The sequence below is a fragment of the Salmonella sp. A29-2 genome (genome assembly GCF_020150755.1).
GTDB classification, from domain to species: Bacteria; Pseudomonadota; Gammaproteobacteria; order Enterobacterales; family Enterobacteriaceae; genus Salmonella; species Salmonella enterica.
The window spans coordinates 4,836,127-4,861,861 of the sequence record NZ_CP083731.1 but is presented as its reverse complement, the minus strand read 5'-3'; the positions used below and the strand labels follow the sequence as shown (position 1 = coordinate 4,861,861).

General features: G+C 57.5%; 28 protein-coding genes and 3 pseudogenes. 12 read left to right on the top strand and 19 right to left on the bottom strand.

The window, feature by feature from the left end; all coding sequences use genetic code 11:
* Positions 1 to 39: 39 nt before the first annotated feature.
* Positions 40 to 804 (top strand): IS6-like element IS6100 family transposase, encoded by a 765-nt coding sequence (locus K8W53_RS23630; RefSeq protein WP_023464298.1) that lies wholly within the window; start codon positions 40 to 42, stop codon positions 802 to 804.
* A 139-nt stretch (positions 805 to 943) separates the two neighbouring features.
* On the opposite strand, the gene K8W53_RS23625 is transcribed toward K8W53_RS23630, so the two are convergent.
* Genes K8W53_RS23625 through K8W53_RS23595 form a run of 7 tightly spaced genes read right to left on the bottom strand, consistent with a single transcriptional unit; the run spans position 944 to position 5,257 of the window.
* Positions 944 to 1,813, bottom strand: coding sequence for a putative bifunctional diguanylate cyclase/phosphodiesterase (locus K8W53_RS23625; protein WP_003160808.1), 870 nt, complete (start codon positions 1,811 to 1,813; stop codon positions 944 to 946).
* Positions 1,810 to 2,046 carry a broad-spectrum mercury transporter MerE gene (merE, locus tag K8W53_RS23620; protein WP_003132004.1) on the bottom strand — a complete coding sequence of 79 codons (237 nt, stop codon included), beginning with the start codon at positions 2,044 to 2,046 and terminating at the stop codon, positions 1,810 to 1,812. Before merE ends, K8W53_RS23625 begins: the two co-directional genes overlap by 4 nt.
* Positions 2,043 to 2,408: a mercury resistance co-regulator MerD gene (merD, locus tag K8W53_RS23615; protein ID WP_000995360.1), complete on the bottom strand. Its 366-nt coding sequence runs from the start codon at positions 2,406 to 2,408 to the stop codon at positions 2,043 to 2,045. The genes merE and merD overlap by 4 nt, the downstream gene beginning before the upstream one ends.
* Positions 2,409 to 2,425: 17 nt before the next feature.
* Positions 2,426 to 4,108, bottom strand: coding sequence for a mercury(II) reductase (merA, locus tag K8W53_RS23610; protein ID WP_058654843.1), 1,683 nt, complete (start codon positions 4,106 to 4,108; stop codon positions 2,426 to 2,428).
* A 51-nt stretch (positions 4,109 to 4,159) separates the two neighbouring features.
* Positions 4,160 to 4,582 carry an organomercurial transporter MerC gene (merC, locus tag K8W53_RS23605; RefSeq protein ID WP_001340589.1) on the bottom strand — a complete coding sequence of 141 codons (423 nt, stop codon included), beginning with the start codon at positions 4,580 to 4,582 and terminating at the stop codon, positions 4,160 to 4,162.
* Between the two features lie 35 nt (positions 4,583 to 4,617).
* Entirely contained in the window at positions 4,618 to 4,893 is a 276-nt protein-coding gene (merP, locus tag K8W53_RS23600) for a mercury resistance system periplasmic binding protein MerP (protein ID WP_000732292.1), read from the bottom strand.
* A gap of 13 nt (positions 4,894 to 4,906) precedes the next feature.
* Complete coding sequence (locus K8W53_RS23595) at positions 4,907 to 5,257, bottom strand: mercuric transport protein MerT (RefSeq protein WP_001294663.1); 351 nt, start codon at positions 5,255 to 5,257, stop codon at positions 4,907 to 4,909.
* A gap of 71 nt (positions 5,258 to 5,328) precedes the next feature.
* Between K8W53_RS23595 and merR the strand changes: the two genes are divergently transcribed.
* Positions 5,329 to 5,763, top strand: coding sequence for an Hg(II)-responsive transcriptional regulator (gene merR, locus K8W53_RS23590; protein WP_058654846.1), 435 nt, complete (start codon positions 5,329 to 5,331; stop codon positions 5,761 to 5,763).
* Positions 5,764 to 5,968: 205 nt separating this feature from the next.
* Here the strand turns inward: merR and tetR(A) are convergent, their stop codons facing one another.
* The gene (tetR(A), locus tag K8W53_RS23585; RefSeq protein WP_000164043.1) at positions 5,969 to 6,619 is read right to left on the bottom strand and encodes a tetracycline resistance transcriptional repressor TetR(A); all 651 of its coding nucleotides are present in this window, start codon (positions 6,617 to 6,619) and stop codon (positions 5,969 to 5,971) included.
* A 105-nt stretch (positions 6,620 to 6,724) separates the two neighbouring features.
* Between tetR(A) and tet(A) the strand changes: the two genes are divergently transcribed.
* The gene (gene tet(A) / locus K8W53_RS23580) at positions 6,725 to 7,924 is read left to right on the top strand and encodes a tetracycline efflux MFS transporter Tet(A) (RefSeq protein WP_000804064.1); all 1,200 of its coding nucleotides are present in this window, start codon (positions 6,725 to 6,727) and stop codon (positions 7,922 to 7,924) included.
* 31 nt (positions 7,925 to 7,955) lie between these two features.
* Here tet(A) and K8W53_RS23575 read toward each other — a convergent pair whose 3' ends face one another.
* Both K8W53_RS23575 and K8W53_RS23570 read right to left on the bottom strand, forming a co-directional pair.
* The gene (locus tag K8W53_RS23575) at positions 7,956 to 8,840 is read right to left on the bottom strand and encodes a DMT family transporter (RefSeq protein WP_000058717.1); all 885 of its coding nucleotides are present in this window, start codon (positions 8,838 to 8,840) and stop codon (positions 7,956 to 7,958) included.
* Between the two features lie 137 nt (positions 8,841 to 8,977).
* Positions 8,978 to 9,370, bottom strand: coding sequence for a cysteine hydrolase family protein (locus K8W53_RS23570; RefSeq protein ID WP_001351729.1), 393 nt, complete (start codon positions 9,368 to 9,370; stop codon positions 8,978 to 8,980).
* 3 nt (positions 9,371 to 9,373) lie between these two features.
* Here K8W53_RS23570 and K8W53_RS23565 point away from each other — a divergent pair.
* The 5 genes and pseudogenes from K8W53_RS23565 to K8W53_RS23545 form a co-directional block, all read left to right on the top strand.
* Positions 9,374 to 10,741: pseudogene (locus tag K8W53_RS23565) on the top strand (Tn3-like element TnAs1 family transposase); the annotation flags it as partial.
* A gap of 63 nt (positions 10,742 to 10,804) precedes the next feature.
* Positions 10,805 to 11,509, top strand: coding sequence for an IS6-like element IS26 family transposase (locus tag K8W53_RS23560; protein ID WP_001067855.1), 705 nt, complete (start codon positions 10,805 to 10,807; stop codon positions 11,507 to 11,509).
* Between the two features lie 53 nt (positions 11,510 to 11,562).
* A pseudogene (locus K8W53_RS23555) lies at positions 11,563 to 12,225 on the top strand (multidrug transporter subunit MdtL); the annotation flags it as partial.
* On the top strand, positions 12,194 to 13,153 hold the full coding sequence (yidZ, locus tag K8W53_RS23550) for an HTH-type transcriptional regulator YidZ (RefSeq protein WP_000749365.1): 960 nt from the start codon (positions 12,194 to 12,196) through the stop codon (positions 13,151 to 13,153). The pseudogene K8W53_RS23555 and the gene yidZ, both read left to right, overlap by 32 nt.
* 157 nt (positions 13,154 to 13,310) lie before the next feature.
* On the top strand, positions 13,311 to 14,006 hold the full coding sequence (locus K8W53_RS23545) for a 4'-phosphopantetheinyl transferase family protein (RefSeq protein ID WP_161399819.1): 696 nt from the start codon (positions 13,311 to 13,313) through the stop codon (positions 14,004 to 14,006).
* 33 nt (positions 14,007 to 14,039) lie between these two features.
* Here K8W53_RS23545 and K8W53_RS23540 read toward each other — a convergent pair whose 3' ends face one another.
* Complete coding sequence (locus K8W53_RS23540) at positions 14,040 to 14,744, bottom strand: IS6-like element IS26 family transposase (RefSeq protein ID WP_001067855.1); 705 nt, start codon at positions 14,742 to 14,744, stop codon at positions 14,040 to 14,042.
* Between the two features lie 63 nt (positions 14,745 to 14,807).
* On the opposite strand from K8W53_RS23540, the pseudogene K8W53_RS24090 reads away from it, so the two are divergent.
* Positions 14,808 to 14,894, top strand: a pseudogene (locus K8W53_RS24090) (phosphopantetheinyl transferase); the annotation flags it as partial.
* On the top strand, positions 14,894 to 15,478 hold the full coding sequence (locus K8W53_RS23530; protein WP_001575173.1) for an NADPH-dependent FMN reductase: 585 nt from the start codon (positions 14,894 to 14,896) through the stop codon (positions 15,476 to 15,478). The pseudogene K8W53_RS24090 and the gene K8W53_RS23530, both read left to right, overlap by 1 nt.
* A 44-nt stretch (positions 15,479 to 15,522) precedes the next feature.
* Here the strand turns inward: K8W53_RS23530 and adeP are convergent, their stop codons facing one another.
* Entirely contained in the window at positions 15,523 to 16,860 is a 1,338-nt protein-coding gene (adeP, locus tag K8W53_RS23525) for an adenine permease AdeP (RefSeq protein ID WP_001519317.1), read from the bottom strand.
* A 205-nt stretch (positions 16,861 to 17,065) separates the two neighbouring features.
* On the opposite strand from adeP, the gene K8W53_RS23520 reads away from it, so the two are divergent.
* Complete coding sequence (locus K8W53_RS23520; RefSeq protein WP_023224006.1) at positions 17,066 to 17,875, top strand: WG repeat-containing protein; 810 nt, start codon at positions 17,066 to 17,068, stop codon at positions 17,873 to 17,875.
* Positions 17,876 to 17,887: 12 nt separating this feature from the next.
* Entirely contained in the window at positions 17,888 to 18,553 is a 666-nt protein-coding gene (gene yieH / locus K8W53_RS23515; RefSeq protein ID WP_023224005.1) for a 6-phosphogluconate phosphatase, read from the top strand.
* A 94-nt stretch (positions 18,554 to 18,647) separates the two neighbouring features.
* Here yieH and phoU read toward each other — a convergent pair whose 3' ends face one another.
* The 7 genes from phoU to K8W53_RS23480 all read right to left on the bottom strand — a co-directional run bounded on the left by phoU (position 18,648) and on the right by K8W53_RS23480 (position 25,679).
* Positions 18,648 to 19,373: a phosphate signaling complex protein PhoU gene (gene phoU / locus K8W53_RS23510; protein ID WP_000377800.1), complete on the bottom strand. Its 726-nt coding sequence runs from the start codon at positions 19,371 to 19,373 to the stop codon at positions 18,648 to 18,650.
* A 14-nt stretch (positions 19,374 to 19,387) separates the two neighbouring features.
* Entirely contained in the window at positions 19,388 to 20,161 is a 774-nt protein-coding gene (gene pstB / locus K8W53_RS23505) for a phosphate ABC transporter ATP-binding protein PstB (RefSeq protein WP_000063118.1), read from the bottom strand.
* A gap of 86 nt (positions 20,162 to 20,247) precedes the next feature.
* Entirely contained in the window at positions 20,248 to 21,138 is an 891-nt protein-coding gene (pstA, locus tag K8W53_RS23500) for a phosphate ABC transporter permease PstA (RefSeq protein WP_000212197.1), read from the bottom strand.
* Entirely contained in the window at positions 21,138 to 22,097 is a 960-nt protein-coding gene (pstC, locus tag K8W53_RS23495; protein ID WP_058654918.1) for a phosphate ABC transporter permease PstC, read from the bottom strand. The genes pstA and pstC overlap by 1 nt, the downstream gene beginning before the upstream one ends.
* A 135-nt stretch (positions 22,098 to 22,232) precedes the next feature.
* On the bottom strand, positions 22,233 to 23,273 hold the full coding sequence (gene pstS, locus K8W53_RS23490; protein WP_000867131.1) for a phosphate ABC transporter substrate-binding protein PstS: 1,041 nt from the start codon (positions 23,271 to 23,273) through the stop codon (positions 22,233 to 22,235).
* Positions 23,274 to 23,438: 165 nt separating this feature from the next.
* Positions 23,439 to 24,812 (bottom strand): fructose-specific PTS transporter subunit EIIC, encoded by a 1,374-nt coding sequence (locus K8W53_RS23485; RefSeq protein ID WP_000162544.1) that lies wholly within the window; start codon positions 24,810 to 24,812, stop codon positions 23,439 to 23,441.
* A gap of 48 nt (positions 24,813 to 24,860) precedes the next feature.
* Positions 24,861 to 25,679 carry a shikimate 5-dehydrogenase gene (locus tag K8W53_RS23480; protein WP_000166709.1) on the bottom strand — a complete coding sequence of 273 codons (819 nt, stop codon included), beginning with the start codon at positions 25,677 to 25,679 and terminating at the stop codon, positions 24,861 to 24,863.
* Between the last annotated feature and the right edge of the window lie 56 nt (positions 25,680 to 25,735).

Genomic DNA, 25,735 nt, shown 5'->3' with positions numbered 1-25,735 from the left:
AGCTTGAGCATGCTTGGCGGAGATTGGACGGACGGAACGATGACGGATTTCAAGTGGCGCCATTTCCAGGGTGATGTGATCCTGTGGGCGGTGCGCTGGTATTGTCGCTATCCGATCAGCTATCGCGACCTTGAGGAAATGCTGGCGGAACGCGGCATTTCGGTCGACCATACGACGATCTATCGCTGGGTCCAGCGCTACGCCCCGGAGATGGAGAAGCGGCTGCGCTGGTTCTGGCGGCGTGGCTTTGATCCGAGCTGGCGCCTGGATGAAACCTACGTCAAGGTGCGGGGCAAGTGGACCTACCTGTACCGGGCAGTCGACAAGCGGGGCGACACGATCGATTTCTACCTGTCGCCGACCCGCAGCGCCAAGGCAGCGAAGCGGTTCCTGGGCAAGGCCCTGCGAGGCCTGAAGCACTGGGAAAAGCCTGCCACGCTCAATACCGACAAAGCGCCGAGCTATGGTGCAGCGATCACCGAATTGAAGCGCGAAGGAAAGCTGGACCGGGAGACGGCCCACCGGCAGGTGAAGTATCTCAATAACGTGATCGAGGCCGATCACGGAAAGCTCAAGATACTGATCAAGCCGGTGCGCGGTTTCAAATCGATCCCCACGGCCTATGCCACGATCAAGGGATTCGAAGTCATGCGAGCCCTGCGCAAAGGACAGGCTCGCCCCTGGTGCCTGCAGCCCGGCATCAGGGGCGAGGTGCGCCTTGTGGAGAGAGCTTTTGGCATTGGGCCCTCGGCGCTGACGGAGGCCATGGGCATGCTCAACCACCATTTCGCAGCAGCCGCCTGATCGGCGCAGAGCGACAGCCTACCTCTGACTGCCGCCAATCTTTGCAACAGAGCCTCCGTCGCCATGCTCACCTCGCTTTGGTGCACACGAGTATTGAGCATAGTCGAGATTGGTGCAGATCACTTCTGATATTGAACTGTCAGGAGCTGGCTGCACAACAGCCATTACGCCCAATCAACTGGTGCAGTCGTCTTCTGAAAATGACAGAGTCACTTGCATTCATGGTGGCACCCCTCCATTGACTGACGAAGACGGCGAATGCCGCCGCCGGCATTGGCTTCGCGAACAGGAAGCCTTGTCCTGTGTCGCAGTCCGCTTGTCGCAATAGATCAAGACTCGCCGATGTTTCCACGCCTTCAGCCACCACATCCATGCCCAGCCCGTGCGCAAGCTGAATCACGGTGTGCACGATGGTTTGGTCGCGGCGGTCGTTGGCGAGCCCGGCGACAAACGATTGGTCGATCTTGAGCGTGCTGATTGGGCAGCACTTCAGATGTTGCAGACAGGAATACCCCGTCCCGAAGTCATCGGCGGCGAAGCGCACACCGATCTGCCGCAAGGCGTCCAGGGCGGGGAAGATCGCCGGATCACCAAACGCGACCGATTCGGTCAGCTCGATTTCGAGATACTCGGCGGGCAACTCGGCATCAGCCAGCACGCCCTTTACCCACCCGTCGAAGTCCGGTCCCACTTGGCTCGCCGAAACATTGACGGCCAGCCGGAACGGTCGCCATGCCAGCATTCGCCAGTCACGCATCTGGCGGCAGGCTTCGCCCAGCACCCAAGCGCCGATTTCAGGCATCAGGCCGGACGATTCGACCACGGGCAGGAACTGGCCCGGTGGCAATAGTCCAAGCGTCGGATGACGCCAGCGCAACAGGGCTTCCGCGCCGACAATCCCACCACTGCGCAGATCGACGACGGGCTGGTAGTGCAGTTCAAGCTGCCCGCGCTCGACCGCTTGGGCCAGTTCCGGCGTCGTCCATCCATCCGGCCGGAAAGCGCTCATTCTCTTTCCCTGAATGCCCGCAACGCCCGCGACAGGGACAGAAGGAACAGGCCGGTCAAACCGAGCGCCGCGATGACCCAATGCTCGCCGAGGAAAGCACCGGCGGTTGTGCCGGCCAGCACGACAGCGAGGATGGGCAGGTGGCAGGGGCAAGTCAGCACAGCCAGTCCGCCCCACAGGTAGCCGGTGATCGGTTTGTGCGTCTCGGACGGCAAGCGCTCGGGGTTGTTCATGGCAGACTCTCCGCGTGCTGTGCCGGCTCGGTCGGCAGGGTGGCCAACTGCACTTCCAGATCGGCCAACGCTTCGCGCCGACGCTCGACGAACTGACGCAGCAGGGCAAGCTGCGCGGCCGCTTCGTCGCCGTCCGCCGCATCCAGCGCCCGGCACAGCCGCGCCAGCGCGTCGAGGCCGATGCCCGCCTCGAAGGCCGCCCGCACGAAGCACAGCCGTTGCAAGGCGGCGTCATCGAACAAGCCGTAGCCGCCTGGTGTGCACGCCACCGGGCGCAGCAATCCGCGCAGCAGGTAGTCGCGCACGATATGCACGCTCACCCCGGCATCAAGAGCCAGCCGGGACACCGTGTAGGCGTTCATTGAACACCTCCTTTTTCTCACCCGGCGCAGCAGGAAAGCTGCTTCACATCCTTGTTGAAGGTCTGCGCCGCGAGCTTCAACCCCTCGACCATCGTCAGGTAGGGGAACAACTGGTCGGCCAGTTCCTGCACCGTCATGCGGTTGCGAATGGCCAGAGCCGCCGTCTGGATCAGTTCACCCGCTTCCGGCGCGACCGCCTGTACGCCGATCAGCCGATGGCTGCCTTCCTCGATAACCAACTTGATGAAGCCGCGTGTGTCGAAGTTGGCGAGCGCACGCGGCACGTTGTCCAAGGTCAAGGTGCGGCTGTCGGTCTCGATCCCGTCGTGGTGGGCTTCCGCCTCGCTGTAGCCCACGGTCGCCACTTGCGGATCGGTGAACACCACGGCCGGCATTGCGGTCAGGTCGAGCGCCGCATCGCCGCCGGTCATGTTGATCGCGGCACGGGTGCCGGCCGCTGCCGCCACATAGACGAACTGCGGCTGGTCGGTGCAGTCGCCGGCCGCGTAGATGTTCGGGTTGCTCGTGCGCATGCCTTGGTCGATGACGATGGCACCTTGCGCATTGACAGTGACCCCCGCTGCGTCCAGCGCGAGGCTGCGCGTGTTCGGTGTCCGACCGGTGGCAACCAGCAGTTTGTCGGCGCGCAATTCACCGTGCGTGGTGGTCAGCACGAATTCACCGTCCATATGGGCGACCTGGCTGGCTTGCGTGTGCTCCAGCACCTCGATGCCCTCGGCACGGAAAGCGGCTGTCACCGCCTCGCCGATGGCCGGGTCTTCACGGAAGAACAAGGTATTGCGCGCCAGGACCGTGACCTTGCTGCCCAGCCGGGCAAAGGCTTGCGCCAGCTCCAGCGCCACCACCGACGAGCCGATTACGGCAAGGCGTTCGGGAATGGTGTCGCTCGCCAGGGCCTCGGTGGAAGTCCAGTAGGGTGACTCTTTCAAGCCCGGAATCGGCGGGACCGCCGGGCTGGCACCCGTGGCGACCAGGCAGCGGTCGAACATCACGACGCGCTCGCCACCCTCGTTCAAACGGACGGTAAGGCTCTGGTCGTCCTTGAAGCGCGCCTCACCGTGCACAACGGTGATGGCCGGATTACCGCCCAGGATGCCTTCGTACTTGGCGTGCCGCAGTTCGTCGACGCGGGCCTGCTGCTGGGCCAGCAGCTTACTGCGGTCAATCGTAGGCACAGTTGCCGCAATACCGCCATCGAACGGGCTTTCCCGGCGCAGATGGGCGATATGGGCGGCGCGGATCATGATCTTGGACGGCACACAACCGACATTGACGCAGGTGCCGCCGATGGTGCCGCGCTCGATCAGCGTGACACGTGCGCCTTGCTCGACGGCCTTCAGCGCCGCTGCCATCGCGGCCCCGCCGCTGCCGATGACGGCGATATGCAATGCGCCGCTGCTACCCGTCTTGTCGTTTCTGCCCAGCAGATCGCGCATCTTGTCGAGCAATCCGCCCGGCGTCGAAACTGAGGGGGCATCGGCCAGCGTGGCCCGATAACCGAGTCCAGCTACAGCGGCCGTCAGCGCGTCGGGTGACGTGCCGACCTCAATGGCGAGCTTGGCGCTGCCCTTGGCGTAGGAGACATCCGCTGATTGCACGCCGGGCACTTTCTCCAGGGCGTCCTTGACATGCACTGCGCACGAGTCGCAAGTCATGCCGGTGATTTTGAGAGTGCTCATACCATCGTTCCTTATTCGTGTGGGCCGCCGTGTCGCACGGTCAGCCGTCTTTCACAAGCGCTTGGCGGGGAGTTCGCAGCCGTCCGGTCCGCAACGGCGATGCGCCGGCGACACGAAGTCCCAGATCGACACCCCAATCATCAAGGCCAGGCCGACGTACATCAGGTTCGCCGTCCACCAGTTGCCGAGCAGCCAGACCGTGGCCGCAAACACGATGGCCGGGCCGATCATGCCGAGCAGACTGCGCAGCCATTGCCGATGACTGAACCAACCCAGCGCGTTCGCCAGGAAGGCCAGCGCGGCAAACAGCGGCAGCAGGCGGCTGATGAACAGTCCCTCGTACTGGCTCAAGAAGCCCAGCCCGATGGCCGCGCCGAAGCTGGCGAGGGCTGGAAAGCAGGCGGCGCAGCCCATCGCGGAAACGACGCTGCCGAGCGCGCCGGTTTTATCGGCAATGCGTGTCATCAGTCCCATGAAGCGGCTCTCGCTGTTGTCGTTGGCTTGCTGGCTCACTGCTTGACGCTGGACGGATAGCCGGCGTCTGCGGTGGCCTTGGTCAGCTTCTGTACGCTGGCCTTGGTGTCGTCAAAAGTGACGACGGCCTCGCGCTTCTCGAAGCCCACATCGACCTTGCTCACGCCTTCGACCTTGGAGAGCGCTTTCTTGACTGTGATCGGGCAGGCGGCGCAAGTCATGCCGGGAACCGCTAGCGTGACGGTCTGGGTAGCGGCCCACACCGGGGCAACAGCGGCGGCGAGGGCAAGGGAGGCAAACAGTTTCTTCATGATGAACTCCTGGTTAATAGAAAAATGGAACGACATAGGGAAATCCAAGCGCGACCAGGACCAGCACGGCCACGATCCAGAAAATCAGCTTGTAGGTGGCGCGCACCTGCGGAATCGCGCAGACCTCACCTGGCTTGCATGCCTGCACGGGCCGGTAAATCCGCTTCCAGGCGAAGAACAGCGCCACTAGCGCCGCGCCGATGAACAACGGTCGATAGGGTTCCAGCACCGTCAGGTTGCCGATCCAAGCACCGGAGAAGCCCAGGGCGACCAGTACTAGCGGCCCCAGGCAGCAGGTCGATGCAAGAATGGCGGCCAGCCCGCCGGCGAAGAGCGCACCGCGCCCGTTTTGTGGTTCAGACATACGTTGGCCCTTTTGAATTTGGATTGGATAGCGTAACCTTACTTCCGTACTCATGTACGGAGTCAAGCGATATGGAAAATAATTTGGAAAACCTGACCATTGGCGTTTTTGCCAAGGCGGCCGGGGTCAACGTGGAGACAATCCGCTTCTATCAGCGCAAGGGCCTGTTGCGGGAACCGGACAAGCCTTACGGCAGCATCCGCCGCTATGGGGAGGCGGACGTGGTTCGGGTGAAATTCGTGAAATCGGCACAGCGGCTGGGGTTCAGTCTGGACGAGATTGCCGAGCTGTTGCGGCTCGACGATGGCACCCGCTGCGAGGAGGCCAGCAGCCTGGCCGAACACAAGCTCAAGGACGTGCGCGAGAAGATGGCCGACTTGGCGCGCATGGAAACCGTGCTGTCTGAACTCGTGTGCGCCTGCCATGCACGAAAGGGGAATGTTTCCTGCCCGTTGATCGCGTCACTACAGGGCGAAGCAGGCCTGGCAAGGTCAGCTATGCCTTAGCGTGCTTTATTTTCCGTTTTCTGAGGTGCCCCCCAGAAGGCCGCCAGAGAGGCCGAGCGCGGCCGTGAGGCTTGGACGCTAGGGCAGGGCATGAAAAAGCCCGTAGCGGGCTGCTACGGGCGTCTGACGCGGTGGAAAGGGGGAGGGGATGTTGTCTACATGGCTCTGCTGTAGTGAGTGGGTTGCGCTCCGGCAGCGGTCCTGATCAATCGTCACCCTTTCTCGGTCCTTCAACGTTCCTGACAACGAGCCTCCTTTTCGCCAATCCATCGACAATCACCGCGAGTCCCTGCTCGAACGCTGCGTCCGGACCGGCTTCGTCGAAGGCGTCTATCGCGGCCCGCAACAGCGGCGAGAGCGGAGCCTGTTCAACGGTGCCGCCGCGCTCGCCGGCATCGCTGTCGCCGGCCTGCTCCTCAAGCACGGCCCCAACAGTGAAGTAGCTGATTGTCATCAGCGCATTGACGGCGTCCCCGGCCGAAAAACCCGCCTCGCAGAGGAAGCGAAGCTGCGCGTCGGCCGTTTCCATCTGCGGTGCGCCCGGTCGCGTGCCGGCATGGATGCGCGCGCCATCGCGGTAGGCGAGCAGCGCCTGCCTGAAGCTGCGGGCATTCCCGATCAGAAATGAGCGCCAGTCGTCGTCGGCTCTCGGCACCGAATGCGTATGATTCTCCGCCAGCATGGCTTCGGCCAGTGCGTCGAGCAGCGCCCGCTTGTTCCTGAAGTGCCAGTAAAGCGCCGGCTGCTGAACCCCCAACCGTTCCGCCAGTTTGCGTGTCGTCAGACCGTCTACGCCGACCTCGTTCAACAGGTCCAGGGCGGCACGGATCACTGTATTCGGCTGCAACTTTGTCATGCTTGACACTTTATCACTGATAAACATAATATGTCCACCAACTTATCAGTGATAAAGAATCCGCGCGTTCAATCGGACCAGCGGAGGCTGGTCCGGAGGCCAGACGTGAAACCCAACAGACCCCTGATCGTAATTCTGAGCACTGTCGCGCTCGACGCTGTCGGCATCGGCCTGATTATGCCGGTGCTGCCGGGCCTCCTGCGCGATCTGGTTCACTCGAACGACGTCACCGCCCACTATGGCATTCTGCTGGCGCTGTATGCGTTGATGCAATTTGCCTGCGCACCTGTGCTGGGCGCGCTGTCGGATCGTTTCGGGCGGCGGCCGGTCTTGCTCGTCTCGCTGGCCGGCGCTGCTGTCGACTACGCCATCATGGCGACGGCGCCTTTCCTTTGGGTTCTCTATATCGGGCGGATCGTGGCCGGCATCACCGGGGCGACTGGGGCGGTAGCCGGCGCTTATATTGCCGATATCACTGATGGCGATGAGCGCGCGCGGCACTTCGGCTTCATGAGCGCCTGTTTCGGGTTCGGGATGGTCGCGGGACCTGTGCTCGGTGGGCTGATGGGCGGTTTCTCCCCCCACGCTCCGTTCTTCGCCGCGGCAGCCTTGAACGGCCTCAATTTCCTGACGGGCTGTTTCCTTTTGCCGGAGTCGCACAAAGGCGAACGCCGGCCGTTACGCCGGGAGGCTCTCAACCCGCTCGCTTCGTTCCGGTGGGCCCGGGGCATGACCGTCGTCGCCGCCCTGATGGCGGTCTTCTTCATCATGCAACTTGTCGGACAGGTGCCGGCCGCGCTTTGGGTCATTTTCGGCGAGGATCGCTTTCACTGGGACGCGACCACGATCGGCATTTCGCTTGCCGCATTTGGCATTCTGCATTCACTCGCCCAGGCAATGATCACCGGCCCTGTAGCCGCCCGGCTCGGCGAAAGGCGGGCACTCATGCTCGGAATGATTGCCGACGGCACAGGCTACATCCTGCTTGCCTTCGCGACACGGGGATGGATGGCGTTCCCGATCATGGTCCTGCTTGCTTCGGGTGGCATCGGAATGCCGGCGCTGCAAGCAATGTTGTCCAGGCAGGTGGATGAGGAACGTCAGGGGCAGCTGCAAGGCTCACTGGCGGCGCTCACCAGCCTGACCTCGATCGTCGGACCCCTCCTCTTCACGGCGATCTATGCGGCTTCTATAACAACGTGGAACGGGTGGGCATGGATTGCAGGCGCTGCCCTCTACTTGCTCTGCCTGCCGGCGCTGCGTCGCGGGCTTTGGAGCGGCGCAGGGCAACGAGCCGATCGCTGATCGTGGAAACGATAGGCCTATGCCATGCGGGTCAAGGCGACTTCCGGCAAGCTATACGCGCCCTAGGAGTGCGGTTGGAACGTTGGCCCAGCCAGATACTCCCGATCACGAGCAGGACGCCGATGATTTGAAGCGCACTCAGCGTCTGATCCAAGAACAACCATCCTAGCAACACGGCGGTCCCCGGGCTGAGAAAGCCCAGTAAGGAAACAACTGTAGGTTCGAGTCGCGAGATCCCCCGGAACCAAAGGAAGTAGGTTAAACCCGCTCCGATCAGGCCGAGCCACGCCAGGCCGAGAACATTGGTTCCTGTAGGCATCGGGATTGGCGGATCAAACACTAAAGCTACTGGAACGAGCAGAAGTCCTCCGGCCGCCAGTTGCCAGGCGGTAAAGGTGAGCAGAGGCACGGGAGGTTGCCACTTGCGGGTCAGCACGGTTCCGAACGCCATGGAAACCGCCCCCGCCAGGCCCGCTGCGACGCCGACAGGATCTAGCGCTGCGTTTGGTGTCAACACCAACAGCGCCACGCCCGCAGTTCCGCAAATAGCCCCCAGGACCGCCATCAATCGTATCGGGCTACCTAGCAGAGCGGCAGAGATGAACACGACCATCAGCGGCTGCACAGCGCCTACCGTCGCCGCGACCCCGCCCGGCAGGCGGTAGACCGAAATAAACAACAAGCTCCAGAATAGCGAAATATTAAGTGCGCCGAGGATGAAGATGCGCATCCACCAGATTCCCGTTGGAATCTGTCGGACGATCATCACGAGCAATAAACCCGCCGGCAACGCCCGCAGCATCGCGACCGTCATCGGTGAGAAGTTCGGCAGGTATTGGGTGGTGACAATGTAGGTGCTGCCCCAAATGGCAGGTGCTATCGCTGTGAACAATAAATCGGGCGTGCGTAATGACATGCGATTACAAGACCTCCGCTACGGCGATGGGTTTTTGAGAGTTGCAGGCGCCGCGATGACCGCACCCTGACTTGGACTGGCCCTGCCTCGCACCAATCCACCTGCGGCTATGGCCGCGATCATGCGAGGCCCGAAAATTACACGACCTGTACACGTCCGCCGAACCCGGAACGCAACAGAGCTTCGTGGGCATCCCGATCCGGGTCGTAGCAGCAGTCCTGGACCAAACGCACGTCGTAGTCCGCATCACTAGCCCAGGCGACGCTTGAAAGAACAACGCCGGTGGTGCTTATCCCGGCCATGACAAGCGTGCTTACGCCGCGCGTCCGAAGGTCGGCGTCGAGCGCCGTGCCATAAAAGACGCTGGCTCGCGGACATGCATAGAAAAGGTCGCCCCGTTCGATCGCAAGCCCTTCGACGGGCAGACCGGTGCGAAATCGTCCGCTCGGGAGATACGGTGAGATTTGGCGATTCGTCGCCGGCGGCGCATGTTCATACTCTTCGCCGAGCGAAAAGTTGGGGAACAGCACGGGCCGGCCGCGCAAGGCGTGCTGGCAGCCGTGCAGACCCTGCGTGAGATGAACGCCGACAACCTGCGCAAGGTGCCGGCCGATGCACCCACGGCCTTCATCAAGCCGCGCTGGAAGCCGCTGGTGATCACCCCGGAAGGCCTCGACCGGAAATTCTACGAAATCTGCGCCCTGTCCGAGCTGAAGAACGCCCTGCGCTCCGGCGACATCTGGGTCAAGGGCTCGCGGCAGTTCCGCGACTTCGACGACTACCTGCTGCCGGCCGAGAAGTTCGCCGCACTCAAGCGCGAGCAGGCCCTGCCCCTGGCGATCAACCCGAACAGCGACCAGTACCTGGAAGAGCGTTTGCAGCTGCTGGACGAGCAGTTGGCCACCGTCACCCGCCTGGCCAAGGACAACGAGCTGCCCGATGCCATCCTCACCGAGTCAGGGCTGAAAATCACCCCGCTGGATGCGGCGGTGCCGGATCGGGCGCAGGCGCTGATCGACCAAACCAGCCAGTTACTGCCGCGCATCAAGATCACCGAACTGCTGATGGACGTGGACGACTGGACGGGCTTCAGCCGCCACTTCACCCACTTGAAGGACGGGGCCGAGGCCAAAGACAGGACGTTGCTGCTGTCCGCAATCCTCGGTGATGCGATCAACCTCGGGCTGACCAAGATGGCCGAGTCGAGCCCCGGCCTGACCTACGCCAAGCTGTCCTGGCTGCAAGCCTGGCACATCCGCGACGAAACCTATTCGGCGGCCTTGGCCGAGCTGGTCAACCACCAGTATCGCCACGCCTTTGCCGCCCACTGGGGCGACGGCACGACCTCATCCTCCGATGGCCAGCGCTTCCGCGCGGGTGGCCGGGGCGAGAGCACCGGGCACGTCAACCCGAAGTACGGTAGCGAGCCGGGACGGCTGTTCTATACCCATATCTCCGACCAGTACGCGCCGTTCAGCACCCGCGTGGTGAATGTCGGCGTCCGCGATTCCACCTATGTGCTCGACGGCCTGCTGTACCACGAGTCCGACCTGCGGATCGAGGAGCACTACACCGACACGGCCGGCTTCACCGATCACGTCTTTGCCCTGATGCACCTGCTAGGCTTCCGCTTCGCGCCGCGCATCCGCGACCTCGGCGAAACCAAGCTGTACGTGCCGCAGGGCGTGCAAGCCTACCCGACGTTGCGCCCGCTGATCGGCGGCACCCTGAACATCAAGCACGTGCGTGCCCACTGGGACGACATCCTGCGCCTGGCCAGCTCGATCAAGCAGGGCACCGTCACCGCCTCGCTGATGCTGCGCAAGCTCGGCAGCTACCCGCGCCAGAACGGACTGGCCGTGGCCCTGCGCGAGCTGGGCCGGATCGAGCGCACGCTGTTCGGCACTGTTGCAAATAGTCGGTGGTGATAAACTTATCATCCCCTTTTGCTGATGGAGCTGCACATGAACCCATTCAAAGGCCGGCATTTTCAGCGTGACATCATTCTGTGGGCCGTACGCTGGTACTGCAAATACGGCATCAGTTACCGTGAGCTGCAGGAGATGCTGGCTGAACGCGGAGTGAATGTCGATCACTCCACGATTTACCGCTGGGTTCAGCGTTATGCGCCTGAAATGGAAAAACGGCTGCGCTGGTACTGGCGTAACCCTTCCGATCTTTGCCCGTGGCACATGGATGAAACCTACGTGAAGGTCAATGGCCGCTGGGCGTATCTGTACCGGGCCGTCGACAGCCGGGGCCGCACTGTCGATTTTTATCTCTCCTCCCGTCGTAACAGCAAAGCTGCATACCGGTTTCTGGGTAAAATCCTCAACAACGTGAAGAAGTGGCAGATCCCGCGATTCATCAACACGGATAAAGCGCCCGCCTATGGTCGCGCGCTTGCTCTGCTCAAACGCGAAGGCCGGTGCCCGTCTGACGTTGAACACCGACAGATTAAGTACCGGAACAACGTGATTGAATGCGATCATGGCAAACTGAAACGGATAATCGGCGCCACGCTGGGATTTAAATCCATGAAGACGGCTTACGCCACCATCAAAGGTATTGAGGTGATGCGTGCACTACGCAAAGGCCAGGCCTCAGCATTTTATTATGGTGATCCCCTGGGCGAAATGCGCCTGGTAAGCAGAGTTTTTGAAATGTAAGGCCTTTGAATAAGACAAAAGGCTGCCTCATCGCTAACTTTGCAACAGTGCCGTTTATCCTGCGCGAGACGCGCCCGGCAAGGCTGGCTCCACGCGATTTATCACGATCGTCGCCCGCCGCCGAGTCGCTGGTTAACCGTTTTTTCGTCAGTCGACTGGCGATCACCACCCTTAGCGTGTCGGTGATCCTGACCTTCGTCAATGCCTCTCCAGTGCTGCTGATGGAGGTGATGGGATTTAGCCGTGGCGACTATGCCATTACCATGGCGCTCACCGCAGGCGTCAGCATGGTCGTCTCTTTTTCTACCCCTTTTGCGCTTGGGTTATTTAAGCCGCGAACCTTAATGCTCGTCTCACAGGGGCTGTTTTTGACGGCTGGCGTGACGTTAAGCCTTGCTCATACCAATACCGTCACGCTCTTTGGCCTGACGCTTATCTGCGCCGGATTCTCGGTTGGTTTTGGCGTCGCGATGAGCCAGGCGCTGGGGCCGTTTTCGCTGCGCGCCGGAGTAGCCAGTTCCACGCTGGGTATCGCGCAGGTTTGCGGTTCATCACTGTGGATTTGGCTGGCGGCAATACTCGGTATCAGCGCGATGAATATGCTGATCGGGATTCTGATTGGTTGTAGCATAGTGAGTATTCTGCTGATCTTCTCCGTCACGCCCAACAGGTCCGTAGCCGAGCATGAAGAAATCCCTTACCAATCTCGACCTTAATTTGCTGTTATGCCTACAGTTACTCATGCAGGAGCGCAGCGTCACTAAAGCTGCAAAACGGATGAACGTAACGCCCTCGGCGGTCAGCAAATCGCTGGCGAAACTCCGGGCATGGTTTGACGATCCGCTGTTCGTCAATACGCCGCTGGGCCTGGCGCCGACGCCGCTGATGGTCAGTATGGAGCAAAGTCTGGCGGACTGGATGCAGATGGGGAATCAACTGCTTGATAAGCCGCATCATCAAACGCCGCGCGGTTTAAAATTTGAGTTGGCGGCAGAGTCGCCGCTGATGATGATTATGTTTAATTCACTGTCGCAGCAGATTTATCAGCGCTATCCGCAGGCTACCATTAAGGTTCGCAACTGGGATTATGACTCGCTGGAGGCGATTACGCGTGGGGAAGTCGATATCGGATTTACCGGACGCGAAAGCCATCCCCGCTCGCGAGAATTGCTCAGTCTGTTGCCGCTCGCGATTGATTTTGAGGTACTGTTTAGCGATTTACCGTGGGTCTGGCTGCGGGAAGATCATCCGGCGCTGCGCGAAGCGTGGGATCTGGACACTTTTCTGCGCTACCCGCATATCAGTATTTGCTGGGAGCAAAGCGATACCTGGGCGCTGGATGATGTCCTGCAAGAAATGGGACGCAAACGCCATATTGCCTTGAGCCTGCCGGGGTTCGAGCAGTCGCTCTTTATGGCCGCCCAGCCGGATCACACCCTGATAGCAACCGCGCCGCGCTATTGCCAGCACTACAATCAGCTCCACCAGCTACCGTTAGTGGCGCGCCCCCTGCCTTTTGATGCGCAACAGCGGGAAAAGCTGATGGTGCCGTTTACCCTATTATGGCACAAACGTAATAGTCATAATCCCAAGATTGTGTGGCTACGACAGGCTATCAACACGCTCTGCCGTCGCCTTATCTGACCACCTGCGTTGATAAATTAACCTTCCTCTTACCAGAAATGTCACCGTCTGATTAAAGAACCTTCTGAAATTGAATTTTTAGCGCGTAAAACCTGTCCATAATTTACGTTAATGTTACTCTCGTCATTATCACGGCCCATTAATCACGGAGCGAAAAATGGCGACTCACTTTGCCAGAGGGATACTTACGGAGGGACAGTTGGTTTCAATTCGTCTCTCTTCGTCTTGCCATATTGAAGCCAGAAACCTGCCTGCTCACCGACGAACGCGTTTTCTCGCCTCCAGAGGCCTTCTTGCCGAACTGATGTTTATGCTGTACGGAATTAGCGAGCTGCCGGAAATCATTATTCAGGCGAAAGGTAAACCCGCGTTTCGTGACAAAAATCTGCCAGGCTTTTCTATCTCCTACGCCGGAAATATGGTTGGCGTGGCGTTGACCACCGAAGGAGAGTGCGGGCTGGATATGGAATTACAGCGCACCTCCCGCGGCTTTCACCATCCGCATTCGCTCGAACGCCACCCTTTCTCCCGTAATGAAAACTTATGGGTAGCCAATCAAAACGATCCCAACGAAGCGCGGGCGCAACTCATTACATTGCGCCAGAGCGTGTTAAAACTCACCGGCGATGTCATGAATGACGATCCGCGGGAGCTGCAACTTTTACCCGTTGCCGGACGCCTGAAGTGCGCGCATGTCACGCAGCTTGAAGCCGTGTGCGATGCGGAAGATGTACTGGTATGGTCCGTAACCGTTACGCCAGCGATAGAAAAATTAAAAGTGTGGGAGTTCGATGGCAAACTGGGCTGGAAAAGCCTGCCCGATATCCAGACGCGGGCACTGTTGCAAAGTTAGCGATGAGGCAGCCTTTTGTCTTATTCAAAGGCCTTACATTTCAAAAACTCTGCTTACCAGGCGCATTTCGCCCAGGGGATCACCATAATAAAATGCTGAGGCCTGGCCTTTGCGTAGTGCACGCATCACCTCAATACCTTTGATGGTGGCGTAAGCCGTCTTCATGGATTTAAATCCCAGCGTGGCGCCGATTATCCGTTTCAGTTTGCCATGATCGCATTCAATCACGTTGTTCCGGTACTTAATCTGTCGGTGTTCAACGTCAGACGGGCACCGGCCTTCGCGTTTGAGCAGAGCAAGCGCGCGACCATAGGCGGGCGCTTTATCCGTGTTGATGAATCGCGGGATCTGCCACTTCTTCACGTTGTTGAGGATTTTACCCAGAAACCGGTATGCAGCTTTGCTGTTACGACGGGAGGAGAGATAAAAATCGACAGTGCGGCCCCGGCTGTCGACGGCCCGGTACAGATACGCCCAGCGGCCATTGACCTTCACGTAGGTTTCATCCATGTGCCACGGGCAAAGATCGGAAGGGTTACGCCAGTACCAGCGCAGCCGTTTTTCCATTTCAGGCGCATAACGCTGAACCCAGCGGTAAATCGTGGAGTGATCGACATTCACTCCGCGTTCAGCCAGCATCTCCTGCAGCTCACGGTAACTGATGCCGTATTTGCAGTACCAGCGTACGGCCCACAGAATGATGTCACGCTGAAAATGCCGGCCTTTGAATGGGTTCATGTGCAGCTCCATCAGCAAAAGGGGATGATAAGTTTATCACCACCGACTATTTGCAACAGTGCCCAGACGCGCGCCAATGAGCCAACCGGTCGTCTGATGCGATTCGCCCAACTCCCCGCCGCCAAATCGTATACGCTTAATCGTTCATAATGAAAAAAGGGGCACGTATGTCTGAAACGCTGAATGTGGTTACATTGCTGGGAAGTTTACGCAAAGGTTCCTTTAACGGAATGGTGGCGCGTACGCTGCCTAAAGTCGCGCCGGCAGGAATGACGGTATCGCCGCTGCCTTCGATCGGGGATATTCCGCTGTATGACGCCGATATCCAGCAGGAAGAGGGATTTCCAGCCAGCGTAGAGGCGCTGGCGGAGCAGATTCGCAACGCTGACGGCGTCGTCATTGTGACGCCGGAATATAACTATTCCGTTCCCGGCGGCCTGAAGAATGCCATCGACTGGCTATCCCGTCTGCCTGAGCAGCCGCTGGCGGGTAAGCCCGTTCTTATCCAGACCAGTTCAATGGGGGCGATTGGCGGCGCGCGCTGCCAGTATCATCTGCGCCAGATTCTGGTGTTCCTTGATGCGATGGTGATGAACAAACCGGAGTTTATGGGCGGCGTGATTCAGAATAAAGTCGACCCGCAGACTGGAGAAGTGGTGGATCAGGGAACGTTAGATCATTTGACCGGTCAGCTGACCGCATTTGGCGAGTATATTCAGCGCGTTAAAGCGTAAGTTATTTAAAAACCCTCCCCCCGATGGGGCGAGGGTTCATTTCATCAGTGTGCGTCAATAAACACAATCTTCAGCACGAATAACAGCGCGACAATCACTACGCACGGGCTAAGGTCGCGCAGGCGACCGGTACCAATCTTCATCACGCAGTAAGAGATAAAGCCCAGCGCGATACCTTCGGTGATCGAGAAGCTAAACGGCATCATTACCGCCGTAATAAACGCCGGGACCGATTCGGTTAAATCCTGCCAGTTTACCCGCGCCAGGCTGGAGGTCATCAGCACGCCGACGTAAATCAGCGCGCCCGCCGCCGCGTAAGGCGGCACCATGCCCGCCAGCGGCGACAGGAAGATAACCAGCAGGAACAAAATACCGACCACCACTGCCGTCAAACCGGTGCGACCGCCCACCGAAACGCCGGAAGAGGACTCAATATAAGCGGTCACAGAAGACGTTCCGACAAATGCGCCAGTGACGGAAGAGATACTATCAACAAACAGCGCCTGCTTCATGCGCGGGAATTTGCCTTTCTCATCCGCCAGCCCGGCTTTATCGGTCACGCCAATCAGCGTACCGGAGGAGTCAAACAGGTTGACCAACATGAAGGAGAAAATAACCCCCGCCAGGCCAAGATTGAACGAGCCTGCCAAATCGACATGCCCTACCACGCTGGTGACGCTTGGCGGCGCGGAGACAATGCCGTTGTAGTGCACATCGCCCATCATCCAGCCAAGCAGCGTCGTGACGATGATGGACACCAGCACCGCCGCATGAATGTTGCGCGAAGCGAGAATCGCAATAATAAAGAATCCGAGAACCCCCAGCAGCACGCTGTGCGAGGTCAGGTTGCCGATGCTGACCAGCGTTTCCGGGTTAGCGACGATCACGCCGGCGTTTTTCAGCCCCATCATGCCGATAAACAGGCCGATGCCGCTGGTGATGCCCACGCGCAGGCTGACCGGAATGTTGGCGATCATCCAGTAACGCACGCGGAAGATAGTCAGCAATAAAAGACCAACAGCGCCCCAGAAAATGGCGCCCATGCCTACCTGCCACGGCAGTCCCATTGCCTGCACAACCACGAAGGCAAAGAACGCATTCAGCCCCATCGCGGGCGCCAGCGCCACCGGCAGGTTAGCGAACAGGCCCATCAGAATACTGCCAAAGGCCGCAATCAGACAGGTGGTCACAAAGACGGCGCTGGTGTCCATGCCAGCTACGCCCAGAATTTGCGGGTTAACAAAAACGATATAAACCATCGTCAGGAAAGTGGTAAAACCGGCGATCACTTCGGTTCGTGCCGTCGTGCCATGTTCGCGCAGTTTAAACACGCGTTCCAGCATACCCTGACCAGAAGCCTGGGTGGTGTGTTGTTGACTCATTATCAATTTCCGGAGAAAGGAGGGAAAATTCGCCGTTATCCTATACCAAAATGCGACACCTGGCGCAGTTGTGTGGTAATTTTTTTCACTCAATTTGTTAGTACGGCAACGATTGCGTCCCCTCATTCAGCATTACGTAAACGTTAAACTAGCGATATGAGACAGGAAATACTGAGGCAGCGACCAGGATATGAAAAGGATTTTTATGTTTACCCGTCTGTTTTTCTTACTCGCGTTGGTTTCTTCAACATCCGGGGCGGCAGGCTCATCCATTCTGAGTCTTATCAACACCATTCAACCAAAAACTTATCTGAACGCACCTGTACCGTTACCGCTAAAACCTGACCAGGTAGAAATATCTGACGTTTCTTTTAGCGCCGACGGCTTAAGACTGCCAGTAACGCGCTTTTACGTCATCTGTCAGGATGAGTTTTGTGGACTCTACAACGCCGCTGGGCAGGCAATCATTCCGTGGCAAAAAATCTATATTGAGCATTATGACAGCGAAACAGATCTGTTTTACGTCTCAACATCGTTCACCGGTAACCATACCGGTTTGTATAGCGCCCGCCAGCAGCAATTTATCTACCCGCCCGTCTATTCCAGCATTGAGTTAGCCGAAAGCAGCGCCATAGTTTTTCTCTCGACTTACCAGAATAGCGCTCAGCTAAGCGGCATGGGCGATGCTTACGGCAATGTGATTATTGCGCCGCAATTTTCGTCGATACAGATGATAAACCAGCGACCCGATGCGTTTGTCGCGGGAAAGCGGATGAACGACAAGATTTTATACGGCCTTCTTGATTTTTCAGGAAACATCATTATTCCCTTTCGCTACGATACTGTCTCTAATACAGATTATCGGTACAATATCAACTTCATCGCCGTCGCTAAAAACGGGCGCTGGGGAGTGATCGATAAAACAGGCAACCTGATCAGGCCGCTGCGCTACAGCCGGGATGACACAGAAAAATGGTTAACGCAACGCGGCGCGCGTCCACGGTTTGGCGACTAAACAGGAAACATCATGTCCATGATAGAAGCGGTATTTTTCGATTGCGACGGTACGCTGGTCGATAGTGAAGTGATTTGCTCGCGTGCCTATGTCGCAATGTTTCAGGAATTTGGCATCACGCTCGATCTCGAAACGGTATTTAAACGCTTTAAGGGCGTAAAACTCTACGAAATTATCGAAACTATCAGCAAGGAGTACGGTGTTACACTAAGACGCGACGTTCTGGAGCCGGTGTACCGCGCGGAAGTGGCGCGCCTGTTCGATACCGAACTGGAAGCGATCGCGGGCGCAAATACCCTGCTGGAGAGCATTAAGACGCCTATGTGCGTGGTATCCAACGGACCGGTCAGTAAGATGCAGCATTCGCTGGGTAACCTGGGCATGTTGCATTATTTTCCCGATTTGCTGTTTAGCGGTTACGATATTCAACGCTGGAAGCCCGATCCGGCGCTGATGCTCCATGCGGCGAACGCCATGAAGGTCAATGTTGAGAAGTGTATTCTGGTGGATGATTCCAGCGCGGGCGCGCAGTCAGGAATTGCAGCGGGAATGGAAGTGTTTTATTTCTGCGCCGATCCGCATAACAAGCCGATCGATCACCCTAACGTGACGACGTTTACCGATTTGGCGCAGTTGCCGGGATTGTGGAAAGCGCGCGGGTGGGAGATTACGCGTTAACTGAAATGCCGGATGGCGCTAACGCTTATCCGGCCTACAGGTACAGATGCTGTAGGCCCGGTAAGCGCAGCGCCACCGGGCAAAAGAATGAGATTTACTCTTTCGGATCTTTCCCCGCCAGCAGTTTATCCAGCTCATCGCCGCCGACGTGACGGAAATCCTGCCCCTTCACGAAGTAGAAGATGTATTCGCAGATATTCTGGCAACGGTCACCGATACGCTCGATAGAGCGCGCGCAGAATAACGCGGTCAGCACGCTGGGAATCGTGCGCGAGTCTTCCATCATGTAGGTCATCAGCTGACGCACGATGCCTTCGTACTCCTGGTCAACTTTCTTGTCTTCACGGTAGATACGCACCGCTTCGTCGAGATCCATGCGCGCGAATGCATCCAGCACGTCGTGCAGCATCTGCACGGTGTGGCGACCCAGTGACTCCAGACTCACCAACAGCGGCTGGTGCTGCTGGGAGAATTTCTCCAGCGCGGTACGGCAGATTTTATCCGCCACGTCGCCAATGCGCTCCAGTTCGGCGATGGTTTTGATAATCGCCATTACCAGACGCAGATCGCTCGCCGTCGGCTGGCGCTTGGCGATAATACGCACGCAGGCTTCATCGATGGCGACTTCCATCATATTAACCTGATGATCGCCTTCTACCACGCGCTTCGCCAGCTCGCTGTCCTGGTTGTGCATGGCGGTGATAGCGTCAGAAAGCTGCTGCTCCACCATGCCGCCCATGGTCATTACCTGAGTGCGGATGCTTTCCAGTTCGGCGTTGAACTGGCCGGAAATATGTTTATTAAGGTTCAGACTGTCCATTACGCACTCCTGAATTAACCGTAACGACCGGTGATATAGTCTTCTGTTTGTTTCTTCGCGGGCTTGGTGAACAGATCGTCCGTGTTGCTGAACTCAATCAACTCGCCCAGGTACATAAACGCCGTATGATCGGAGCAACGTGCCGCCTGCTGCATGTTGTGGGTCACGATCACCACGGTGTAATCCTGTTTCAGCTCGGTGATCAGCTCTTCAATACGCCCGGTAGAGATCGGGTCCAGAGCTGAACATGGCTCATCCAGCAGCAACACTTCCGGGCGAATGGCGATACCGCGCGCAATGCACAGACGCTGCTGCTGACCACCGGAGAGAGAGTACCCGCTCTGGTGCAATTTATCTTTGGTTTCGTTCCATAATGCGGCTTTGGTCAACGCCCACTGCACGCGCTCATCCATATCGGCACGAGACAGCTTCTCAAACAGACGCACGCCAAAGGCGATATTGTCATAGATGGACATCGGGAACGGCGTCGGCTTCTGGAATACCATCCCCACTTTTGCGCGCAGCAACGCGATATCCTGGGTATTGGTGAGAATATTGTCGCCATCCAGCAGAATTTCACCTTCCGCGCGCTGCTCCGGATAAAGCGAGTACATTTTATTGAAGGTACGCAGTAGCGTTGATTTACCGCAGCCGGATGGCCCGATAAATGCCGTTACCTGATTCTTCGCGATATCCAGATTAATGTTCTTCAGGGCATGGAATTTGCCGTAGTAGAAGTTCAAATCACGAACCTGAATCTTACTCGGGGCAGTTTCAACCATACTCATTTCACTCTTTTCCTCATCCAGCGCCGCATCCGCCACGCCGTAAAATAATGCCTGATGGCGCTACGCTTATCAGGCCTACAATGTCTTTAACCGTGTTTTTTCTTCGCGAAAACAACACGCGCCAGAATATTCAGCAGCAGTACGCACAGGGTAATAATCAGCACGCCCGCCCAGGCTAATTGTTGCCATTCGGCAAATGGGCTCATCGCGAATTTAAAGATGGTCACCGGCAGGTTGGCGATCGGCTGCATCATGTCGGTGCTCCAGAACTGGTTCGAGAGCGCGGTAAACAACAATGGCGCCGTTTCGCCGGCGATACGCGCAATAGCCAGCAGGATACCGGTCATAATGCCGGAGATAGAGGCTTTCAGCGTAATCGCGGAAATCATCTTCCACTTCGGCGTACCCAGCGCATAAGCGGCTTCACGCAGGCTATCCGGCACCAATTTGAGCATGTTTTCAGTGGTACGGATAACGATCGGTACCTGCAACAGCGCCAGCGCAATCACCCCTGCCCAACCGGAGAAGTGCTGCATCTGCGCCACCACGATGGTGTAAACAAACAGCCCCACAACAATTGACGGCGCGGAAAGCAGAATGTCGTTAATAAAGCGAATGATTTCCGCCAGCCAGGATTTACGGCCATATTCCGCCAGATAGATCCCGGCCATAATCCCCAGCGGCGTACCCAATACGGTAGCCCAGAGAATCAATAATCCACTCCCCGCCAGGGCGTTCGCCAGCCCGCCGCCCGCCGTGTTCGGCGGCGGCGTCATTTCGGTAAACAGCGCCAGCGACATCCCGTCGATACCACGGGTGATAGTGGACATCAAAATCCAGATCAGCCAGAACAGACCAAATGCCATCGTCGCCATTGAGAGCGTTAGTGCGATACGGTTCTTCATGCGGCGACGCGCCTGCATCTTGCGACGGGATTCCGCGAGCTGCGCGGTGTTCTGCATATCAAGCGTAGCCATTAACGTGCTCCCTCGTTCTTCGCCAGACGCATAATCATGAATTTAGACGCCGCCAGGACGATAAAGGTGATCACAAACAGGATCAGCCCCAGCTCCATCAACGCTGCCACGTGCAGACCCGATTCCGCCTCAGCGAATTCGTTCGCCAGCGCGGAAGTGATGCTATTGCCCGGCATATACAGCGACGCGCTGTCGAGCTGGTAGGTATTGCCGATGATAAAAGTGACCGCCATCGTTTCACCCAGAGCACGGCCCAGCCCCAGCATAATGCCGCCGATCACGCCATTTTTGGTGAACGGTAGCACGATGCGCCAGATAACTTCCCAGGTAGTACAGCCTATACCGTAAGCGGACTCTTTCATCATTACCGGCGTTTGCTCGAAGACGTCGCGCATAACCGCCGCAATGTAGGGGATGATCATGATGGCGAGGATGACGCCCGCCGCCAGAATGCCGATACCAAACGCCGGGCCGGAGAACAGCGCGCCGACAAACGGAATGTTGGAAAGAATATTGCCGACCGGCTCCTGGAAGTACGTCGCAAACAGCGGCGCGAAGATAAACAGCCCCCACATGCCGTACACGATACTGGGGATCGCCGCCAGCAGCTCAATGGCGATGCCGAGCGGACGCTTTAGCCAGCCTGGCGCCAGCTCGGTTAAAAACAGGGCAATGCCGAAACTGACCGGAACAGCGATCAGCAGTGCGATAAAGGAGGTCACCAGCGTGCCGTAAATGTGCACCAGCGCGCCGTAGATATCGTTTGGCGCGTCCCATTCCTTAGTCCAAAGAAATGAGAAACCAAATTTCTGAATACTTGGCCAGGAGGAGATGATCAATGAGACGATAATACCGCCCAACATCAATAGCACAATCAGCGCAGCCAGTTTTACCAGCGCGCTGAAAATCATGTCGCCTTTTTTACCCGGCGGGTTAAAAGCAGGCTTGGTTGCAGCCATAAATTACTCTTTCCATTAAACGCGTTTTACGACGTTGCCCCTGCCGGATGGCGCTACGCTTATCCGGCCTACAACGTGGGCCTGCGGTCGAAACCGTAGGGCGGATAAGCGTAGCGCCATCCGCCAATTCGTTAATTAATACAGCGCCTTACCGTTGCTGTCTTTTATACTGGTCTTCCAGGCGGTACGAACCTGCTCAACAACGTTATCCGGCAGGCTGGCGTAGTCCAGATCATTCGCCTGCTTAGCGCCATTTTTGTAGGCCCAGTCGAAGAACTTCAGCACTTCAGCACCCTGCTCAGGTTTCTTCTGCGCTTTGTGGACCAGGATAAAGGTGGTGGAGGTGATTGGCCACACATCGTCACCTTTCTGGTTGGTCAGATCCTGCGCGAAGGTTTTGCTCCAGTCTGCGCCTTTCGCCGCATTAGAGAAGCTCTCTTCCGTCGGGCTTACCGGTTTGCCGTCGGCAGAAACCAGTTTGGTGTAGGCCAGGTTGTTCTGCTTGGCATAAGCGTATTCAACGTAGCCAATAGCGCCTGGCAAACGCTGTACAAATGCCGCGATGCCGTCGTTACCTTTACCGCCCAGACCGGTTGGCCAGTTCACGGTAGAACCCGCGCCCACTTTCGATTTCCACTCGTCGTTGACTTTCGCCAGGTAACTGGTGAACACGAAGGAAGTACCGGAACCGTCAGCGCGACGCACCACAGCGATGTTCTGAGAAGGCAGCTTCACGCCTGGGTTCAGTTTGGTGATGGCTTCATCATCCCACTTCTTGATTTTACCGAGGTAGATGTCACCCAGCGTTTTACCATCCAGCACCAGTTCGCCGGATTTGAGGCCTGGAATATTCACCGCCAGCACCACGCCGCCGATCACCGTCGGGAACTGGAACAGGCCTTCCTGATTCAGTTTTTCGTCAGACAGCGGCGCATCGGAAGCGCCAAAATCAACGGTATTCGCGGTGATTTGTTTCACGCCGCCGGAAGAGCCTATCCCCTGGTAATTGACTTTGTTACCGGTTTCTTTCTGGTAGGTATCCGCCCATTTGGCATACACCGGCGCAGGAAACGTTGCACCGGCACCTGTCAGGCTTGCTGCTGCAAAGGCAGAGAACGCGCTCATCGATAAGGTCGCGGCGACAACAGTTGCGACAGTGGTACGCATAACTTTCATAATGTCTCCTGCACGGTTTCGGTAAATCGTTGTTTGAGTTGCTACGATGAGCAAAATAGGACAAATTGATGACAGTTATATGTCTTGATTATGACGGTTTGATGACAATGGAAATAAAAAAGCTGGCCCGGGGAGACACCAGACCAGCCTGCAGGGGGAGATGAATTAGACTGTTTGCGCAACCGCAGACGGTTTCAACAGCGCGTACATCAGGCCGCAGGCAATAGTGCCCAAGGCAATCGAGAGCAGGTACTGCATCACATGTTCTACCGCATGTGGGATCGCCAGGACAAAGAGGCCGCCGTGTGGCGCCATCAGTGTACAACCGAAATACATGGATAGTCCCCCGGCGATTGCGCCACCGACCATCGTAGAAGGGATGACGCGCATCGGGTCACGCGCGGCGAAGGGAATCGCCCCTTCAGAGATAAAGCACAGCCCCAGGATAAAAGATGCATTACCCGCTTCATGCTCAGCGGCATTGAATTTCGCTCTTGCCGCCCAGGTTGCGACGCCCATTCCTAATGCCGGTACCATCCCTGCCGCCATAATAGCCGCCATTGGCATATAAGAATGAGAAGCCAGTAAACCGACGCCGAAGGTATACGCAGCTTTATTCACCGGCCCGCCAAGGTCAAAACCTTGCATTGCGCCCAGCAACATTCCCAGCAAGATAGCATTCGTAGAGGTCATATTCCCCAGGAACGTCGTCAGCCCTTCCATCACCGCAGACACCGGGCCACCCACCACGTAAATCATGATTAGGCCGGTAATCAGCGTAGAGAGTAGCGGCAGAACCAGTACCGGCTTAAGCGCTTCCATTGACGCTGGCAGCTTAATATTTTGCGCCAGAAACCGTACGCTGTAACCGGCCAGAAAACCGGCCACAATCCCTCCCAGGAAACCAGCGCCGCACAGGCTGGCCAACATCCCGCCAATAAGCCCCGGGGCCAGACCCGGACGATCGGCAATTGAGAAGGCAATAAACCCAGCCAGTACCGGCACCATCAGCGCAAAGGCCGCCTTACCACCAATTTGAAATAGCGCAGCCGCCAGCGTGCCCGGCTCATTGAAGGCCTGGATACCGAAGACAAAAGAGAGCGCGATACACAACCCTCCCGCCACCACCAAAGGAAGCATATGGGATACGCCGGTCATTAAATGCTTATAAACGCCGGGTAGCTCTGTTTTACCAGCTGAAGAAGAGCGCCCGGCACTCCCCTGATAGACCTCGGCGCTATTGAAAGCATTATCCATTTCCTGCGCACTCTTTTTTAGCGCCGCGCCGGTACTGGTGCGATAGAGTCTTTTGCCAACAAAGCCTGACAGATCCAGTTCAATATCCGCCGCGATAATCACCACATCCGCTTGCGCTATCTCTTCCGCAGTCAGCGTGTTCTTCGCCCCGACGGAACCGCGAGTTTCAACCTTGATCCAGTCACCACGCTTGCGGGCTTCAATTTCCAACGCTTCGGCAGCCATAAATGTATGGGCGACGCCCGTCGGACAGGCCGTCACAGCAACAATTTTTTTAGTCATAGTAGGGTACCCTGTTCTTTTAATTTAAAGAAAAAGCGGGAAAAAATGTTACAGGCGTGACCAGGCCGCGGCTTTCTGGAACAGCGCGTCATCCGGGCGAATCCCGGTATAAAGGACAAATTGCTCCACGGCCTGAATAGCAAACACTTCGGAACCGGTAATCACGGTTTTACCGCGTTCACGGGCGTAGCGGATCAGCGGCGTGACGGGCGGTAGCGCCACCACATCAAAGATAACGCTCGCCTTATCCACTTCCTGTTCGGAATAAGAGAGTTTGTCGGCATCATTACCGCCAGCCATTCCGATAGGCGTGGCGTTAATTAACAAATCGGCTTCAATACCGTCGGTATCCGGGCGCCATTCATAGCCATAGAGTTCGGCCAGTTGTTTACCTGACGCTTCATCAATCGCAACAATATAACCACGGGTAAACCCTGCATCCTTCAGCGCGCAGGCTACCGCCTTTGCCATACCACCGCTGCCACGCAAAGCAAACACCAGGTCGGGAGAGACCTTGTAATTCGCCAGCAAGCGAGCTATTGCAATGTAATCAGTGTTGTACGCCTTCAGATGGCCATTGGTATTCACAATGGTATTAACTGAGTGAATGGCCTGAGCGGAAGCATCCAGTTCATCCACCAGCGGAATGCAGGCTTCCTTAAATGGCATAGAGATCGCGCACCCACGGATCCCCAGACCGCGCACGCCGCTAATGGCCTGCGTAAGATCGGTCGGCGAAAAGGCTTTGTAGAGATAATTGAGATCCAGCGCTTCGTACAGATAGTTGTGAAAGCGTGTACCGAAGTTACTCGGGCGTGCCGCCAGGGACATGCAGACCTGAGTATCTTTATTAATGCGCTTTGTCATGATGAATCCTCATAGAAGTTGCGATAGAGAAAATCATCGGCTAAAAAGGGGATATT